Raw genomic sequence first — 17,079 nt, forward strand, 5'->3', positions numbered from 1 at the left:
ATGGATACACAGCGGGAGAATATCAGGCACCTGGGTTTGGATGGACTGACAGCTTATTTTGAACAGATAGGCGAAAAGAAATTCCGTGTCAAACAAGTGCACGAATGGCTCTGGCAGAAGCACGCGCATAGCTTTGAGGAAATGACCAACCTGAGTAAGGACCTGCGCGCAAAGCTGGCACAGGATTTCTCATTGCCTGCCCTGCAGGTGGATGCCACCCAGTTCAGTAACGACGGTACTGTTAAAAGTCGCTTCAAAACCGTAGAAGGGCATTTGATAGAAGGTGTGCTGATACCTACCGAAGACCGTAAAACAGCCTGCGTATCGTCGCAGATCGGTTGCAGTCTCAGTTGTAAGTTCTGTGCCACCGGATATATCGAACGTAAGCGCAATCTGCACTTCGACGAGATATACGACCAGGTGGTGCTCATCAACCAGCAAAGTCTGCAAGCTTATAACCAGAAGCTGAGCAATATTGTTTTCATGGGTATGGGCGAGCCTTTGCTCAACTATTCCAATGTAATGAAAGCCATAGAGCGCATTTCAGCGGAAGATGGATTGTTCATGAGTCCGCGGCGCATTACGGTTTCCACTGCCGGTGTTGCCAAGCAGATCAAAAAATTGGGTGATGACCAGGTGCGTTTCAAACTGGCTTTATCGCTCCATGCAGCCAATGATGCCAAGCGGAACGAGATCATGCCCATCAACGAATCGAACAATATCAAAGCGTTGATCGAAGCCCTGAATTATTTCTACAAACAAACGGGAAATGAGATCACGCTGGAATATATTCTTTTCAAAGACCTGAACGACAGCAAGCAGGATGCAGAAGAACTGGTGAAAGTATTCAGGCAGATTCCTGCCGACCTGGTCAATATCATCGAATACAATACCATCGATGCTTTTAAATTCACGAAGCCCGATGAAGACGATATCCAGCGTTTTATGAACATACTGGAAGCCAATCATGTGAATGCCCGGTTGAGAAGGAGTCGTGGCAGGGACATAGACGCGGCTTGCGGACAATTGGCCAATAAAGGATAAATAAACATACCCGTCATCCCAAGCGAGCAAAGCGAGCCGAGGGACCTGTTGTAAAACAGCAAATCAATACAAATGCAAAAAAAACGTACCGACAACTTCAGCAAATTTGCCAATAAAAAGAAAGGCAGTGCTATCAAGGAATCCATCCGCCAGGAAAAGAAAAAGATCAAAGCTGAAGCCAGGGTTGCAGGCGAAGAGTTCCGTAAAAAGAAGCTGGATAAGATGCGTGGAGTGAGTGAAGAAAAGGGAATTAAAAGCCAAAAGTCAGCAATTAAAAGTCAAAAAAAAGAGCCCAAATCAACTGCCAGCCGTCAGCATGCTGACAATCAGCAATCAGCAATCAGCAATCAGAAACTTCCCAGTCAATCATCAGACATCATGCCGCTGAATAAATTCATCGCACACGCAGGCGTTTGCGGAAGAAGAGAAGCAGCAGAACTGGTGAAAGAAGGGAAAGTAGTGGTGAATGGGGATAAAATATTTGAACCGGGATATAAGGTTTCTGCAAAAGATAAAGTGGTGGTAAAAGGCAAGCAGGTTTTCCTGCAAAAAAATGCCGTTTATGTTTTGCTCAACAAACCAAAAGACTATATCACTACCTCGAACGATCCGCAAGGCAGGAAAACGGTGCTGGAGCTTGTTAAAAGCGCTACCACAGAACGCATATATCCGGTGGGTCGTCTCGACAGAAACACAACAGGCGTACTGCTGCTTACCAACGACGGCGAGTTAGCGCAAAAACTCACCCACCCTTCTTTTGAAGTTAAAAAAATATACGAAGTAACGCTCGATAAACCTGTTACCAAAAAAGACCTGGACACCATTTTATCGGGCGTGACGCTGGAAGACGGTTTTGTATCGGCCGATGCAGTTGGTTATGCCGATACAAAAAGCAAAAATATTGTAGGTATTGAAATACACAGCGGCCGCAACCGTATCGTGCGCCGCATTTTTGAGCACCTGGGGTACGATGTAAAAGGATTGGATCGCGTGATGTTCGCTAATCTCACCAAGAAAAATGTAGATCGCGGCAAATGGCGCTATCTCAACGAAAAAGAAGTGAGACTGTTGAAATTCCTCAACAACTCTTTCATTAAAAAAACTGTCTAGAAAAGATCGTTATCCTCTAACAACTGCCAACTAACAACTATCATCTCCATGAGGCCGGAAATTATTTTCGAGAACGAATATTTTGTTGCAGTAAACAAACCTGCGGGGCTGCTGAGTATCCCCGATCGTTTGGGACAGGAACTCTCTTTGAAGCAATTACTGAAAGACAGGTACGGCGAAATTTACACTGTTCACCGCCTCGATAAAGACACGAGCGGCATCATTGTATTTGCAAAAGATGAAGCCACGCACAAACAATTATCGCAGTCGTTCGAAGGACGTGAAGTAGAAAAATATTACCTGGGCCTCGTGCAGGGCATTCCCTTTAACAAACAAGACAGTGTTGACGCTTCCATCATGGAACATCCCGGCAAGACCGGCAAAATGATCACGCATGTAAAAGGCAAAGCCTCCCTGACCGATTATGAAGTGCTGGAATCGTTTCGCTTATACAGTTGGATGCAGTTCCGTATCCATACCGGGCGTACGCACCAGATCAGGCTGCACATGCAGCACATAGGGCACCCCATTGTGTGCGACGATCTCTATGGCGACGCGCAGCCTGTTCTGCTATCAGCCCTTAAAAAGAAATTCAAACTTTCTAAAGCCGCGGAAGAAGAAAGGCCTTTGTTGTCACGACTGGCATTGCATTCCCACCGGTTGAGCTTTGATCTCAACGGAGAACGTTTTGAACTGGAAGCCGAATTGCCCAAAGAACTCCGCGCATTGCTGCAGCAATTACGCAAGTGGAGTTCCTGATCAATCCTGCTTGTATACAACACCATTCTTCATTACAAATTTCACTTTCTCCATAGACCGGATGTCTTTTACCGGATCACCATCGATGGCAACAATATCGGCCAGCTTTCCTTTCTCAATCACGCCCAGGCGATCATCGCCCAGGAGGTCGGCAGCAGAAAGCGTTGCAGCGCGGATGGTTTCCAACGCAGGCATGCCTGCTTCATTCATGTACACAAATTCCATCCAGTTCTTGCCGTGGGCATAAACACCGGCATCTGTACCAAACGCGATCTTTACGCCTGTCTTGTATGCTTTGGCAAATGTGTTCTGCACTTTAGGTCCGATGGCCAATGCCTTGGGGGCAACCAACTCCGGAAAATAGCCGGGCTTTTTAGCCGAATCGGCAACAGATTTTCCTGCAATGATGGTGGGTACATAATAGGTACCCATTTTCTTCATCAGTTCCATCGCTTCATCATCCATATAAGTGCCATGTTCAATAGAGTTCACGCCTGCACGTATGGCGCGTTTCATGGCTTCTGCACCGTGACAATGCGCCGCCACTTTAAAACCATAGTCTTTTGCCGTTTCTACAATGGCTTTCAGTTCTGCATCTGTGAACTGTGGGTTCTCACCACTTTTGGCCACACTCAGCACGCCGCCCGATGCAGTGATCTTGATCACATCGCTTCCTTCTTTGTACCGCTGGCGAACAGCTTTCATAGCATCATCGGCGCCGTTGATTACGCCGGCAGCCGGACCGGGATCACCCATCAGGTCTCTGCGGTAACCGTTGGTAGGATCTGCATGTCCGCCTGTAGTGGCAATAGCTTTGCCCGCAGTATATACACGTGGGCCCACGATCAATCCTTTATTGATGGCATTGCGCAATGAAATATTCACGCCCGATCCACCCAGGTCGCGAACGGTGGTAAACCCGGCCATCAGGGTTTTGCCTGCAAACACCACCGACTGGAATGCATAGTCTGCCGGGTTGTAAGTGAAGGTTTCCATGTACCTATTGGGACTCGTTTCCGATTCCAGGTGCACATGCATATCAATCAATCCGGGCATCACCGTTCTGTTCTTCAGATCGATCAGTTTATCGGCAGGGCCGGCATTTGCATAACCTTTCTGCACTTCAGCAATTTTATTGCCTTCTGTAATGATGGTCATTTCTTTCAGCAATTGCAGGTGCTGAACATCTACCAGTTGTCCGCAATGGATGATGGTGCGTTGCGCCAGCAGGTTACCGGCCATGCAACTCATAAAAAAGAAAAGTAGCAGCTTTCTCATGGATGATATAGTTTGGTGAAAGTTAATCAAAAAAAAGCCCCGGTAATCAAATTACCAGGGCCTCAGGCTGAGAACAAAATATCGATTGCTTGCTTATACTTATTTATTAGGCTGTGGCGTATAACGCAGGTAAGGCTTCACCTCTTTCACGCCTTTGGGAAATTTCTGGATCGCATCTGCTGTGCTGATAGAGGTAACCACGATCACATCTTCCCCTTCTTTCCAGTCGGCAGGCGTAGCCACACTGTAATTGGCTGTCAGTTGCAAAGAGTCGATCACACGCAATACTTCGTGGAAATTCCTTCCGGTTGATGCGGGATAAGTAAGGGTAAGTTTGATTTTTTTATCCGGACCGATCACAAACAGGGAGCGAACGGTAAATGTTTCTGATGCATTGGGATGGATCATGCCATAAGCATTGGCAATGGATTTATCTTCATCGGCAATGATGGGGAAACCAACAGTAACGTGCTGCGTTTCGTTGATATCATTCACCCATCCATTGTGTTTATCGAGCGGGTCAACACTCAGCGCCAGCACTTTCACATTGCGTTTGGCAAACTCTTCCTGTAAAAGAGCCGTTTTGCCCAATTCAGTGGTGCAAACCGGTGTATAATCGGCAGGGTGGGAAAAAAGAATACCCCATCCATTGCCTAAATACTCGTGAAAATCGATATTGCCAGCCGTGGTTACGGCTTTGAAGTTGGGCGCCAGGTCCCCTAAACGTAAACTCATGGTGATTATTTTTTGGATCACGAAAATACTTATTTCCTACAAAACTGGTAGACTTATTTTAAAAAATATTCTTACTCCTTTGCTTTTTTAAGGGTTCTGGCCTTTTTCAGGGCGGTTTTCCCGAATTTATTCTTTACCTCGTCGATGGCTTTATACAGCTTGTTTTTTCTTTCAGCATCATCAAAAAGGCTGCCCTGGACAGCATGGTTGGTGAGCTCACTCAACCGCACGCCCAGCAAGCGAACGGACTGTCCTTTGCGGTATAATTGATGGAAGAGTTCAATGGCCTGTGGTATCAGTTCATCATCACGCAGCGTACGGGAAATGGTTGTTTGTTTTGATGTGGTCTCAAAATCGGGATAACGGATCTTGACGGCGATGCATCCAGCCAGCTTTTCATCTCTTCGTAATTCAAAGGCCACTCTTTCTGTGAGCCTCACCAATTCACTCAATAAGAAATCCGTGTCGGCTGTATTTTCATGGAACGTGTTTTCACTCGATATCGATTTTGCTTCATGATAAGCATGTACCTGGCTGTTATGGATGCCCTGCGATTTTTTCCAGAGGTCGGAACCGGTCTTACCTAGTTTTTTCTCGAGTACTGCAACAGGTGTCTCACTCAGGTCACGTATGGTATGTATGCCCATTGCCTTGAGCAGCAGGAAAGTTTGTTCTCCCACTCCGGGGAATTTGTTCACCGGCAACGGAGCCAGGAAGTCTTTTTCTTTACCGGGTTGTACAAAAAGATACCCATTGGGCTTGGCTTCATCGGTAGCAATCTTGGCTACCATTTTATTCGCAGCCAAACCAAATGAAATGGGTAATTGGGTTTTATCGATGATCTCCTGCCGCAGGTCAATGGTCCATTGATACGGATCGAAGAAGCGGTCCATACCTGTGAGATCGATATAAAATTCATCGATGGACGCTTTTTCAAACAAAGGGGCTTTGGCGGCAATGATATCGGTCACCCATTGGGAATAGCGGCGGTATTCTGCATGTGTGCCGCGGAGTACAACAGCATGCGGACAAAGCTTCATAGCCCTGCTCATAGACATAGCGCTGCGTACGCCGAATTTCCGTGCTTCGTAACTGCAGGAAGTCACAACTCCTCTTTCAGGTGTACCACCCACGATCACTGCTTTGCCTTTCAGGGCGGGCTGCTGCAGCAATTCAACACTCACAAAAAAGGAATCGAGATCGAAATGGGCAATATAACGCTGCTGTTCTGCCATACGCCTACTAAGTTAGAGAGATTTCAAAAGGGTCAGCGGTAAATATCCAGCAGTCCGTCCGGCAGTGTAACATGCACTTCTTTTCGTGCATGATCAATGCTGTCCAATGTTTCAGCATGTAAGGGTATCAATGCTTCATTGCCGTTGAGGCTGATGCGCAACAACACCTGGTGCGGCTGCTCTATCACTTCTTCAATGGGACCCAGGTGCTCGGCTTCGTCGGTAATGAGTTCAAAGCCCAGCAATGAAATGGGGGCAGATTTGCCGGCCAGCTTGCGGAAATCGGCTTCGGGCAGCCATACATTGCGTGTAGCAAGCCGGTTGGCGGCTTCTTTGGTATGAACGCCCTCCAGTTTGATATAGGTTTCGGAATGATCTTTCGCTTTTGAAGATTCGATGAAATAGGGCAGGTAAGCGCCTTTCACCTCTTCAACGAAGATGGCTTCCAGTCCTGCGAAAGTGGTCTTCTTACCCAATGCATGCTTGAGTATCACTTCTCCTTTCAAACCAAAACTGGCTACGATCTTACCAATATGGATATAATCATTCATACAGTAAAAATAAAAACAAAGCCCCAACAATGTCGGGGCTTTGCAACTATGGTTTCATCCCATTAAGCTTCAGCAGTTCCTTCAGAAGCTTCTTCCTGTTTGCTTTCCACCTTCCTTACTACGGGTGTGTAAGCTTTACGGGCTCTCTGGGCTTTTCTGTGCTCTTCGTTACGACGGGTGATGTTTGCTTCGTGCTCACTATGCCATGCCTGGAATTTGGTCATTGCAGTAGCATCATCAAACAGTCCCAGTTTCACACCTCTCAGCAGGTGTTTCAGGTACAATACTCCCTTGAAAGAGAGGATACGGCGAACTGTATCGGTGGGCTGAGCTCCCTTGTGCAGCCATTCCAGTGCTTTCTGACGATCGAGCTGGATGGTAGCGGGTACAGTAAGCGGGTTGTAAGTTCCGATCTTTTGGATGAACTTACCGTCTCTTGGCGCACGTGCATCGGCAACTACAATGAAGTAGAAGGGCCGTTTTTTGCTGCCGTGGCGTTGTAGTCTCATTTTGACTGCCATGTTAAATAGAAATTTAAAGGCGTTAAGAAATTAGTTAACAAATCAGACCGCGAAATTAGCCCAAAATCTTAAAAAATCAAAGTACTAGTCTACCAAACTTGTTATGATTCTGTAAAAACTACCGCTTCATGCCAGGGAACCTGCCTCCCATGGGCATGTTATTCATCATTTTCATCATCTGTTTCATCTGCTCAAACTGCTTCATAAAAGCATTTAGTTCCTGGATACTCTTGCCACTGCCTTTGGCGATCCTTTCCCTGCGGGATGGGGTCATTGCATCGGGATTGGACCTTTCGAATGGGGTCATGGACTGTATCATGGCTTCGATGCCTTTGAAAGCATCGTCGTTGATATCTACATCTTTGATGGCCTTGCCCACACCGGGAATCATACCCATCAGGTCTTTCAGATTACCCATTTTTTTGATCTGTGCAAGCTGGTCGAGAAAATCCTGAAAATCGAACTGGTTCTTGCGGATCTTTTTCTCCAGTTTTTTAGCCTCCGCTTCATCGTACTGCGCCTGGGCTTTTTCTACCAGCGTAGTAATATCACCCATGCCCAGGATACGTTGTGCCATCCTTTCAGGATAGAACACATCCAGTGTATCCATCTTCTCACCACTGCTCACAAACTTGATGGGCTTGTTCACCGTGTACTTGATAGATAAAGCCGCACCACCGCGTGTATCACCATCGAGCTTGGTAAGCACCACACCGCTGAAATCGAGCCGGTCATTGAAAGCTTTGGCTGTGTTTACCGCGTCTTGTCCGGTCATGGAATCCACTACAAACAATATCTCGGCAGGATTCACCGCCTGTTTGATATTGGCCACTTCGGTCATCATCGCTTCATCGATGGCCAGTCGCCCCGCCGTATCGATGATGATCACATTCTTATTTTTAGCTTTCGCTTCTTTGATGGCATTTTGGGCAATCGCTACGGCATCTTTGTTTTCCCGTTCGCTGTAAATATCCACACCCACTTGTTCTGCCAGCACGGTCAACTGGTCTATCGCCGCGGGACGATAGATATCGGCCGCTACCAGCAAGGGTGATTTACCTTTTTTTGTTTTGAGGTAATTGGCCAGTTTACCGGCGAAAGTGGTTTTACCACTACCCTGTAGCCCGGCGATGAGTATGATGGCAGGATTGCCTGTGATGTTGAACTGCGCTTCGGTGCCGCCCATGAGCTCGGCGAGTTCGTCTTTCACGATCTTCACCATCAACTGCCCGGGGCTGATGGCATTGATCACTTTTTCTCCTACCGCTTTTTCCTTCACCCTATCGGTGAATTCCTTGGCTATCTTGAAATTCACATCGGCATCGATGAGTGCCCTGCGGATGTCTTTGACAGTATTGGCAACATTCAGGTCGTTGATGCGCGCTTCGCCGCGGAGGTTCTTAAACGCCGATTCGAGTTTTTCACTGAGTGAATTGAACATGGTACGCTGGTTTCAATCTTTCACAAATAAAAAATGAACCAATCAGGTTCATCTTGAAAAGAGGTGCAAATATAGTACGAATCGGGTTTATCCCAGGTATACCTTTAAATGCTTGCAGCGGCTGGTACTGCGCAGCTTGGTAATGGCTTTGTCCTTGATCTGCCGAACCCTTTCCCGGGTAAGGTTGAACCGCTCGCCAATATCTTCCAGGCTCAACGGGTGGTCTACCCCAATGCCAAAGAAAAAGCAGACCACATCTTTCTGCCTTTCGGTAAGGGTTTTCAGGCTCCTTTCAATCTCCATCCGCAGGGATTCGTGGTGCACCAGTTTTTCATCTGTTTTCTCTGCATTGGGATTTTCCATCACGTCTATCAGCGTGCCATCTTCCCCTTCGGAAAGCGGGGTATCCATGCTCACATGCCGGAAGCCCACACTCATGGTGGCGGCCACTTCTTCCTGGCTGATCTCCAGCATGTCGGCCAGTTCCTGCGGCGTGGGCTCGCGTTCGTATTCCTGTTCCAACTGCTGATATGCTTTGCTGATACGGTTGGTGAGCCCTACTTTGTTCAAAGGCAACCGCACGATACGGCTCTGCTCGGCCAATGCCTGCAATATGCTTTGCCTGATCCACCATACCGCATAAGAAATGAATTTGAAACCCCTTGTCTCATCAAAACGAAGCGCCGCTTTGATAAGTCCCAGGTTGCCTTCGTTGATGAGATCAGGTAAAGTGAGCCCCTGGTTCTGGTATTGCTTGGCAACCGATACCACAAAACGCAGATTCGATTTTACCAGGCGGTCCAGCGCCCGCTGATCTCCATGGCGGATACGCATAGCCAGTTGCACTTCTTCTTCAGGACTGATCAGATCAACCTTCCCTATCTCCTGTAAATATTTCTCCAGGCTCTGGGACTCACGATTGGTGATGGATTTCGTGATTTTTAGCTGACGCATGCTCATAAAAAAGCAAGTTTAGGGTTGTATGGTAGAAGGTTGATTTTGTATAGCGGAAAATGTCCATTATAAACCGCAGACACGCTGCGGGACTCCTTGCGTCACCTATCTAAAGCAATTTAAGTATTTTTTCGATGCGGTCAAAAAAAATATTCATTGCAATAACCTGAAGCACAATGATTTATACTTCATTTGTCAAATAGGGTATTTTTTTGACCCATTGCGGGTCACCGTCGGCCAAAAAAACATTTGGACGGTGTTGATTATTTAATATTATTGCAGACCTGCGATCAAGCTAGGTATAAAGCGAATGTAATGAGCAAGAAGCAACTATTTACTTTGGAATTCCCCGTCAGGTGTTCACCAACAATATTGTATGAGTTTTTAGCTACGCCTGCCGGTTTGCAGGAGTGGTTTGCAGATAAAGTAGATGAATGGGAAAATGTATACAGTTTTTCATGGAATGGCGGCACGCCCGATAAGGCAGATGTGCTGGACCTGGAGCAAGACAAATTTATCCGTTTCCACTGGCAGCATACTGATAAAACCGAATATTTCGAATTCAGGATCGAGAAGACCGAGATTTCAAACCAGACCATACTCCTGATCAAGGATTTTGCTGAAAAAGCAGAGATCAAAGACCAGAGCCAGTTATGGGGCTACCAGGTGAAAGAACTGTTTCACCGCCTGGGTGCCTAAGGAGTACCCACCCGTTATCATACCATCCATCCCACAACGGTACATGAGCTGGATTTTTATTTCGTTAAATTGACGTGTCATTGCGTTGATCATCTCTTTCCTTTGGTGAATGCACTATTTTTGTAATCCTTAACGAATAAACTCCGGCTGGATTTGTTTAAAAAGCTCGACATACTCATCATCCGTTCTTTTGTTGGTCCTTTTATTGCCGCTTTCACTATCTCGCTTTTTGTGCTGACCATGCAGTTTTTCTGGCTGTATATCGACGACCTCGTAGGAAAAGGACTCGATTTATTTACAGTGATGAAACTGATCGGCCTGGTGGCGCTTTTCTGGGTTCCGCTGGCTTTGCCGCTGGCCCTGCTTTTTTCTTCCATCATGACATTCGGCAACCTGGGCGAATCATTCGAATTGGTGGCCATCAAAGCATCCGGTATCCCGCTCCTGCGCTTCATGCGCCCGCTGATCATCATCACCATTTTCATCAGCGGCATTGCTTTTTTATTCGCCAATAATATCATCCCGGTAACACAACTGAAACTATCAGCGCTCAAATACGATATCATCGTTTCCAAACCGGCCATCGATATCAAAGAAGGGATTTTTTATGATAAGATCGATGGATACGTGATCAAACTGGGTAAGAAAGAAAAGAACGACAGCATCATCCATGATGTGGTGATATTTGAAAGAAGTCTCGGTGGCCTGCAGGATCATATGCTGATCGCCGAAAGCGGCGTCATGCGCGTAACGAAAGACAAGCGCTTCCTGGAATTCATTTTGCGCAATGGCTGGCGTTACCAGGAAAAGGGACAACGCGGCACTACCAACACCGAATTCATCAGAATGGGGTTCAAAGAATATAAAAAGATGTTCGACCTCAAAAGCTTCCAGATGAACAAGAGTGGCGACAGCGCTTTTTATGACCCAAAAATGCTCAGTATCCGGCAATTGAATGGCGTGATCGATTCCCTGCATAACATCGATACTTTTTACAGAAGAAGGACCCTCTACGAGGTCTCGCCCTATCTGCGCTTCACCAAATACGAAGACACCGGCTGGGCAAGGATAGACAGTTCGAGGATCGACCGAAAAGCGAAAACATTCAACAGCCTGCTGCCCGATTCGCTGGCATTTTCTGTGTTGCAAAATGCCGGTAGCCAGATCGGCACGCTCAAAGGCAATGTCAATGTATTGGCGAACGATTATACCCAGCGTTACCTTTCACTTCAATTCCATAAAATAGAATGGCACCGGAAATTCACACTGTCCGTTGCCTGCCTGGTATTGTTCCTGATTGGTGCGCCGTTGGGTTCCATCATACGAAAGGGGGGGCTGGGCACGCCGCTGGTATTTGCGGTGATCTTCTTTGTAAGTTTTCACCTGCTCAACCAGTTTGGTGAAAAATTTGCGCGGGCCGGCGAAATGAGTCCCCTGATGGGCATGTGGCTTTCTACCATGGTACTGATACCGGTGGGTATTTTCCTTACGTACAAAGCCATGCGGGATTCACAACTGTTTAATCAGGAGTTTTATTATCGTTTGTTTAAGCAGTTGAGGCGTTTTTGGACTAACTTTAGAAATAGAAAAAGTTCAACCTAATATCATCGTTATGAAAAAAAATACATCGAGCCGTCGCGACTTTATTAAAGTCACCGGCCAAGCTGGCGTTGCCGCAGGTTTATCCATGACCATTCTTCCTTCACTGGTAAAAGCAGAAAACGAATTTCTGGCAGACAGTGCTTTCACTCAACATGCGCTCCCATATGCCTATAATGCACTGGAGCCTGTTATCGATGCCATGACCATGGAAATACATTACAGCAAGCATGCCGCCGGTTATGCCAAGAACCTGGCAGAAGCCTGTGCAGCAGAGAAAGTAAATACCAACACCGAGAAACTGGAAGATCTCTTGCGACATATTTCTAAATATTCCACCAAGATGCGTAACAACGGCGGCGGACATTATAACCATGAATTGTTCTGGCAATGCATGAGACCGGGAACCGCTGCTAAGCCCGAAGGAAAACTGGCAGCAGCCATCGATCGCTCATTCGGTTCTTTCGAAACATTTAAAACACAGTTCTCCGATGCAGGTAAAAACCGTTTTGGAAGCGGCTGGGCCTGGCTGGTGCAAACACCCGATCATCACCTCGTGGTTACTTCTACTCCCAACCAGGATAACCCCCTGATGGACATCAGCGAAGTAAAAGGAACACCGCTGCTGGGATTAGATGTGTGGGAGCACGCTTATTACCTCAAATACCAGAACAAAAGGCCGGACTATATTAACAACTGGTGGAACCTCGTGAATTGGGATTTTGTTGCGAAAAGAATGATGTAATCGATGGTTCGATGGCTCAATGAAATTTAATAAAAACAGAAAGTGTAATACTTATGAGAACGATCACCAAATGGGTGTCGGCACTTGCTTTTGATGCAACGGCAGATACGGGGCATACGGTAAGGATAGACACAGCAGTGGAAAGCGGTGGATTGGGAAGCGGCATGAACCCCAAAAGAATGTTACTGGGATCGCTGGCAGGTTGCAGCGGCATGGATGTGGTAGATATCCTGCGTAAAATGAAAGTGAACTTCACCAAACTGGAAATAGATACTTCGGCTGAACAAACAGAAGAGCATCCCAAAGTATTCAAGTTTATTAATATGATCTATCGTTGTGATGCACCCGCCGAAGACATCGATAAAGTGAACCGTGCGGTAGCGCTCTCACACGAAAAATACTGTGGTATATCGGCTATGCTCTCCAAACATTGCAAGATCGATTACAAAGTAGAACTGATCGGTTAATGCAAACCGCCAAGCAAAACTATCGCGTACAATTATCGATCACCATACTCAGTGTGGTATTGTTTGCTGCCAAGATTATCGCGTATCAGTTCACTCAATCCCTGTCAATACTAACCGACGCGCTGGAAAGTATTGTAAACGTGATAGCCGGATTCATTGGCCTTTACAGCTTATATGTGGCTGCCAAGCCGCGTGATATGGATCATCCTTATGGACATGGCAAAGCAGAATTCGTTTCAGCTGCTGCAGAAGGAGCGTTGATCATAGCAGCGGGTATCATGATCGTTTATGAAACTGTGCTCAACATTATCCGGCATAGTCCTTTACAGGAGCTGAGCATCGGTTTATGGCTGGTAGGTGGCACTGCAGTAATCAATTTCATAGCAGGCGGCATTTGCATCAAAATAGGAAAGCAAAACAATTCCCCTGCCCTGCTGGCAAGCGGCAAGCATTTACAGATAGATACTTATTCCACACTGGCTGTCATTGCCGGGCTGTTCGTGATCCTGTTCACCGGGTTTGCCTGGCTCGATAAGCTCATTGCTTTCTTTTTAAGCGTCCTTGTTATTTACAATGGTTACAAAATACTCCGGCGTTCTTTGGCGGGGATCATGGATGAAGCGGATATAGAATTGCTGAACCGTTTCATACGTGTACTGAACGAACACAGGCGGGAAAATTGGATCGACCTGCACAACCTGCGCGTAATCAAATACGGCAGTCTTTTGCATGTGGATTGTCATCTTACCGTTCCCTGGTACCTCAACGTACACGAAGCGCACCGCGAAATAGATGCACTCTCGGCCCTCATCAAACAACAATTCGGTGATGCACTCGAATTAATGGTGCATACCGATGGGTGCCTGCCCTTCAGTTGCAGTATCTGTACCAAGCAAGACTGTACTGTGCGTCAGCATCCCTTCGAACAAAAAGTAGAATGGACCATGAAGAACCTTATTTCCGATCAGAAACACCGATTGGCGTAAATTGCGCTCCATTATTCCATCATCTTAAAACCCAATTGTATGCAGGTTTGGAAAGCGTACCAGGAAAAACACAAAGACCGTTTTCTTGAAGAACTACTCGATCTATTGCGCATACCCAGTGTAAGTGCACGCAGCGAGCACAAAGGCGATATGATCGCTTGCGCCGAAGCAGTGAAGCGGCGCTTACAGGAAGCCGGTGCCGATAAAGTTGATATATATACTACTGCAGGACACCCTATCGTGTATGCCGAAAAGAACATCGATCCTGCCAAACCCACTGTGCTGGTATACGGGCACTACGATGTGCAGCCGCCCGATCCGCTGGAACTATGGCACAGCGGGCCTTTCGAGCCGCTGATCAAAGATGGTAAGATCTATGCACGCGGCTCCTGCGACGACAAAGGCCAGTTTTACATGCACGTGAAAGCACTGGAAACCATGGTGCAAACCAATAGCCTGCCATGCAATGTCAAGTTCCTCATTGAAGGCGAAGAAGAAGTAGGTAGTCCCAACCTGGCCACTTTTGTAAAAGCCAACAAAGCATTGCTTAAAGCCGATGTGATACTGATCAGCGATACTTCCATGCTGAGCATGGAAACGCCTTCCATCGACATAGGCGTGCGTGGTCTCAGTTATATTGAAGTGGAAGTAACAGGGCCCAACCGTGACCTGCACAGCGGTGTATATGGCGGCGCTGTAGCCAACCCCATTACCATGCTGGCCAGGATGATCGCTTCCTGCCACGATGAAAACAACCACATTACCATACCTGGTTTTTACGACGATGTGATAGAGGCTACTCCCGAAGAGCGTGCTAAAATGGCGCAAGCGCCTTTCAGCGAAGAAGCGTATAAAAAAGACCTGGGCATCAACAGTCTGTGGGGTGAAAAAGGATATACGACGAATGAAAGAACGGGTATCCGTCCTACACTGGAACTGAATGGCATCTGGGGCGGTTATACCGGCGAAGGAGCCAAAACGGTGCTACCTTCAAAAGCTTATGCCAAAATATCTTGCCGCCTCGTTCCCAACCAGTCGTCTGAGAAAATCACAGAGAAATTATTGAATTATTTCAAGCGCATCGCTCCTGCAGGCGTTACGGTGAAAGCCGAAGAACATCATGGCGGCGAACCTTATATGACGCCCATCGATTCCAATGCATACAAAGCGGCGGCAAAAGCCATTCAAACCACTTTTGGTAAAGAGCCCATACCGGTTCGCGGCGGCGGCAGCATTCCCATTTGTGCGCTCTTTGAAAAAGAACTGGGCATCAAGATCGTATTCATGGGATTTGGTCTCGACAGCGATAACCTGCACAGTCCGAATGAGAAATTCGATGTGTTCAATTTCTATAAAGGCATTGAAACCATCCCTTATTTTCACCAGTACTACGGAGAGATGCAATAAATCGTAATGATGGCAACCGCTAAAGAAAAGTTAAGGGTAGATAAATATCTCTGGGCCATCCGTTTGTTCAAAACGCGCAGCCAGGCGGCCGATGCCTGCGATAAAGGGAAAGTAAAATGCCAGGGAACTGCTATCAAAGCATCTAAAACCGTGAACCTGGGGGAAGAATATGAAGTCAAGGCCGAGTCGCGCAAATGGGTGATCAAAGTTACCGGCCTGCTCGACCACAGGGTTCAATACAGCGAAGCCATTCAATATTATATCGACCTCACGCCTGCCGAAGAGATCGACCGTATAAAATATGAAGCGGCCACCTATCAAACGGGTAAACGTTTGAGTAAGATTGGCCGCCCCACCAAGAAACAACGCAGAGACCTCGGCGACTTCCTGGATTGATCTGTTTATTGAAGACTCAGTTTATATCGTGTCAATGAATGATATTGCTTGCCAGGCATCAGAATGGTGCTGGAGAAAGCAGGTTCATTGGGTGAATCGGGGAAGTGTTGTGTTTCCAAACAAAGTCCTGTATGCTGGTTGATGGCTTTTCCTGCTGAAGTTTTCAATGTACCATCAAGGAAGTTACCGGAATAAAATTGCAATCCCGGTTCGGTGGTAAAGACTTCCAGCTTCCTGCCGCTGGTTGAATCGGATAAAACTGCCGCCAATGATATAGCCGTATCTTTCTTATTCAGCACAAAATTATGGTCATAGCCACCAGGTACCGAAGCAATACGGGCGCCTATCTTTTCTGCCTGTGTAAAATCGAATGGCGTTCCTTTCACTGCTTTGATCTCGCCTGTAGGTATCAACGTGGTATCTACCGGCGTATAATGATCGGCATCAACCCATAAACGATGGTCCAGTATGGTATTGCTCACATCTCCTGTTAAATTAAAATAAGAATGGTTGGTAAGATTCACCGGAGTGGCTTTATCGGTCTCAGCCCAATATTCGATTTCCAACGCATCATCGTTCGTATAATGATAGCGCACTTTTACACGCAATGTACCGGGATATCCTTCTTCGCCGTCCTTGCTTACATAACTCAACACCAACGCAGGTGTTGAATCATTTTCGGTAACAGCATCCCATACTACTTTATCAAATCCTTTGTTACCGCCATGCAGGTGATTTTTACCGTTGTTGGTAGCCAAAGTATAAGTAGTGCCATCCAATGTGAACTTGCCATTGGCAATGCGATTTCCATAACGGCCGATCAGCGCCCCAAAATATGGCGGATGAGCAAGATAACCGCTTAAGCTATCGTAGCCCAGCACGATATCGGATCTTTTACCCTGCTTATCGGCACTGGTCCAGGATGTAACGGTGCCACCATAATTGGTAATCTTTACCTGGTTTCCTTTACTATTGGTAAGCGTAAACAGGAATACTTTTTTCCCATCTACTTCTCCAAAATCTGCTTTTGTAATGCCCATACCGGCTGATGCTTTTTGTTCGTGATTTTTGCAGGCTGTAACCGTTGCAGCCAGCAATCCAATGAAGAGATAAAATGACAATCGTAGTTTCATTCGTATAAGTTTTAAATGG

At 46.7% G+C, this 17,079-nt stretch carries 18 protein-coding genes; 10 read left to right on the forward strand and 8 right to left on the reverse strand.

Annotated elements, in window-relative coordinates; genetic code table 11:
• The 3 genes from rlmN (at nucleotide 1) to SEDOR53_RS0101310 (ending at nucleotide 2,913) form a co-directional block, all read left to right on the forward strand.
• Nucleotides 1–1,044 (forward strand): 23S rRNA (adenine(2503)-C(2))-methyltransferase RlmN, encoded by a 1,044-nt coding sequence (rlmN, locus tag SEDOR53_RS0101300; protein ID WP_026768083.1) that lies wholly within the window; start codon nucleotides 1–3, stop codon nucleotides 1,042–1,044.
• 72 nt (nucleotides 1,045–1,116) lie between these two features.
• Complete coding sequence (locus SEDOR53_RS16765) at nucleotides 1,117–2,154, forward strand: pseudouridine synthase (protein ID WP_070415546.1); 1,038 nt, start codon at nucleotides 1,117–1,119, stop codon at nucleotides 2,152–2,154.
• 48 nt (nucleotides 2,155–2,202) lie between these two features.
• Nucleotides 2,203–2,913, forward strand: a complete 711-nt coding sequence (locus SEDOR53_RS0101310) for an RluA family pseudouridine synthase (protein WP_026768085.1) — start codon at nucleotides 2,203–2,205, stop codon at nucleotides 2,911–2,913.
• Here the strand turns inward: SEDOR53_RS0101310 and SEDOR53_RS0101315 are convergent, their stop codons facing one another.
• The 7 genes from SEDOR53_RS0101315 to SEDOR53_RS0101345 form a co-directional block, all read right to left on the reverse strand.
• Complete coding sequence (locus SEDOR53_RS0101315; RefSeq protein WP_026768086.1) at nucleotides 2,914–4,191, reverse strand: amidohydrolase family protein; 1,278 nt, start codon at nucleotides 4,189–4,191, stop codon at nucleotides 2,914–2,916.
• A 99-nt stretch (nucleotides 4,192–4,290) separates the two neighbouring features.
• The gene (locus SEDOR53_RS0101320; RefSeq protein ID WP_026768087.1) at nucleotides 4,291–4,926 is read right to left on the reverse strand and encodes a peroxiredoxin; all 636 of its coding nucleotides are present in this window, start codon (nucleotides 4,924–4,926) and stop codon (nucleotides 4,291–4,293) included.
• 71 nt (nucleotides 4,927–4,997) lie between these two features.
• Nucleotides 4,998–6,161: a DNA polymerase IV gene (dinB, locus tag SEDOR53_RS0101325; protein WP_026768088.1), complete on the reverse strand. Its 1,164-nt coding sequence runs from the start codon at nucleotides 6,159–6,161 to the stop codon at nucleotides 4,998–5,000.
• 32 nt (nucleotides 6,162–6,193) lie between these two features.
• The gene (gene rimM / locus SEDOR53_RS0101330; RefSeq protein ID WP_026768089.1) at nucleotides 6,194–6,712 is read right to left on the reverse strand and encodes a ribosome maturation factor RimM; all 519 of its coding nucleotides are present in this window, start codon (nucleotides 6,710–6,712) and stop codon (nucleotides 6,194–6,196) included.
• Nucleotides 6,713–6,774: 62 nt separating this feature from the next.
• A complete protein-coding gene (gene rpsP / locus SEDOR53_RS19405) occupies nucleotides 6,775–7,233 on the reverse strand; it encodes a 30S ribosomal protein S16 (RefSeq protein ID WP_037360314.1) in 459 nt (152 codons plus the stop codon).
• A 118-nt stretch (nucleotides 7,234–7,351) separates the two neighbouring features.
• Complete coding sequence (gene ffh, locus SEDOR53_RS0101340; RefSeq protein ID WP_026768090.1) at nucleotides 7,352–8,674, reverse strand: signal recognition particle protein; 1,323 nt, start codon at nucleotides 8,672–8,674, stop codon at nucleotides 7,352–7,354.
• A gap of 87 nt (nucleotides 8,675–8,761) precedes the next feature.
• A complete protein-coding gene (locus SEDOR53_RS0101345; RefSeq protein WP_026768091.1) occupies nucleotides 8,762–9,628 on the reverse strand; it encodes an RNA polymerase sigma factor RpoD/SigA in 867 nt (288 codons plus the stop codon).
• A gap of 315 nt (nucleotides 9,629–9,943) precedes the next feature.
• On the opposite strand from SEDOR53_RS0101345, the gene SEDOR53_RS0101350 reads away from it, so the two are divergent.
• The 7 genes from SEDOR53_RS0101350 (at nucleotide 9,944) to SEDOR53_RS0101380 (ending at nucleotide 15,927) form a co-directional block, all read left to right on the forward strand.
• Nucleotides 9,944–10,327, forward strand: coding sequence for an START-like domain-containing protein (locus SEDOR53_RS0101350; RefSeq protein ID WP_026768092.1), 384 nt, complete (start codon nucleotides 9,944–9,946; stop codon nucleotides 10,325–10,327).
• A 153-nt stretch (nucleotides 10,328–10,480) separates the two neighbouring features.
• A complete protein-coding gene (locus tag SEDOR53_RS0101355) occupies nucleotides 10,481–11,929 on the forward strand; it encodes an LptF/LptG family permease (protein WP_026768093.1) in 1,449 nt (482 codons plus the stop codon).
• Between the two features lie 10 nt (nucleotides 11,930–11,939).
• Nucleotides 11,940–12,671, forward strand: a complete 732-nt coding sequence (locus SEDOR53_RS0101360; RefSeq protein ID WP_026768094.1) for a superoxide dismutase — start codon at nucleotides 11,940–11,942, stop codon at nucleotides 12,669–12,671.
• Nucleotides 12,672–12,724: 53 nt separating this feature from the next.
• Nucleotides 12,725–13,138 (forward strand): OsmC family protein, encoded by a 414-nt coding sequence (locus SEDOR53_RS16775; RefSeq protein ID WP_037360317.1) that lies wholly within the window; start codon nucleotides 12,725–12,727, stop codon nucleotides 13,136–13,138.
• The gene (locus tag SEDOR53_RS0101370) at nucleotides 13,138–14,124 is read left to right on the forward strand and encodes a cation diffusion facilitator family transporter (protein WP_026768095.1); all 987 of its coding nucleotides are present in this window, start codon (nucleotides 13,138–13,140) and stop codon (nucleotides 14,122–14,124) included. The genes SEDOR53_RS16775 and SEDOR53_RS0101370 overlap by 1 nt, the downstream gene beginning before the upstream one ends.
• A 39-nt stretch (nucleotides 14,125–14,163) precedes the next feature.
• On the forward strand, nucleotides 14,164–15,531 hold the full coding sequence (locus SEDOR53_RS0101375) for a dipeptidase (RefSeq protein WP_026768096.1): 1,368 nt from the start codon (nucleotides 14,164–14,166) through the stop codon (nucleotides 15,529–15,531).
• Between the two features lie 6 nt (nucleotides 15,532–15,537).
• The gene (locus SEDOR53_RS0101380; protein WP_232214696.1) at nucleotides 15,538–15,927 is read left to right on the forward strand and encodes an RNA-binding S4 domain-containing protein; all 390 of its coding nucleotides are present in this window, start codon (nucleotides 15,538–15,540) and stop codon (nucleotides 15,925–15,927) included.
• A gap of 5 nt (nucleotides 15,928–15,932) precedes the next feature.
• Here the strand turns inward: SEDOR53_RS0101380 and SEDOR53_RS0101385 are convergent, their stop codons facing one another.
• Nucleotides 15,933–17,060 (reverse strand): aldose epimerase family protein, encoded by a 1,128-nt coding sequence (locus tag SEDOR53_RS0101385; protein ID WP_037360321.1) that lies wholly within the window; start codon nucleotides 17,058–17,060, stop codon nucleotides 15,933–15,935.
• Nucleotides 17,061–17,079 lie beyond the last annotated feature (19 nt).

The organism is Asinibacterium sp. OR53, from assembly GCF_000515315.1.
GTDB lineage: Bacteria > Bacteroidota > Bacteroidia > Chitinophagales > Chitinophagaceae > Sediminibacterium.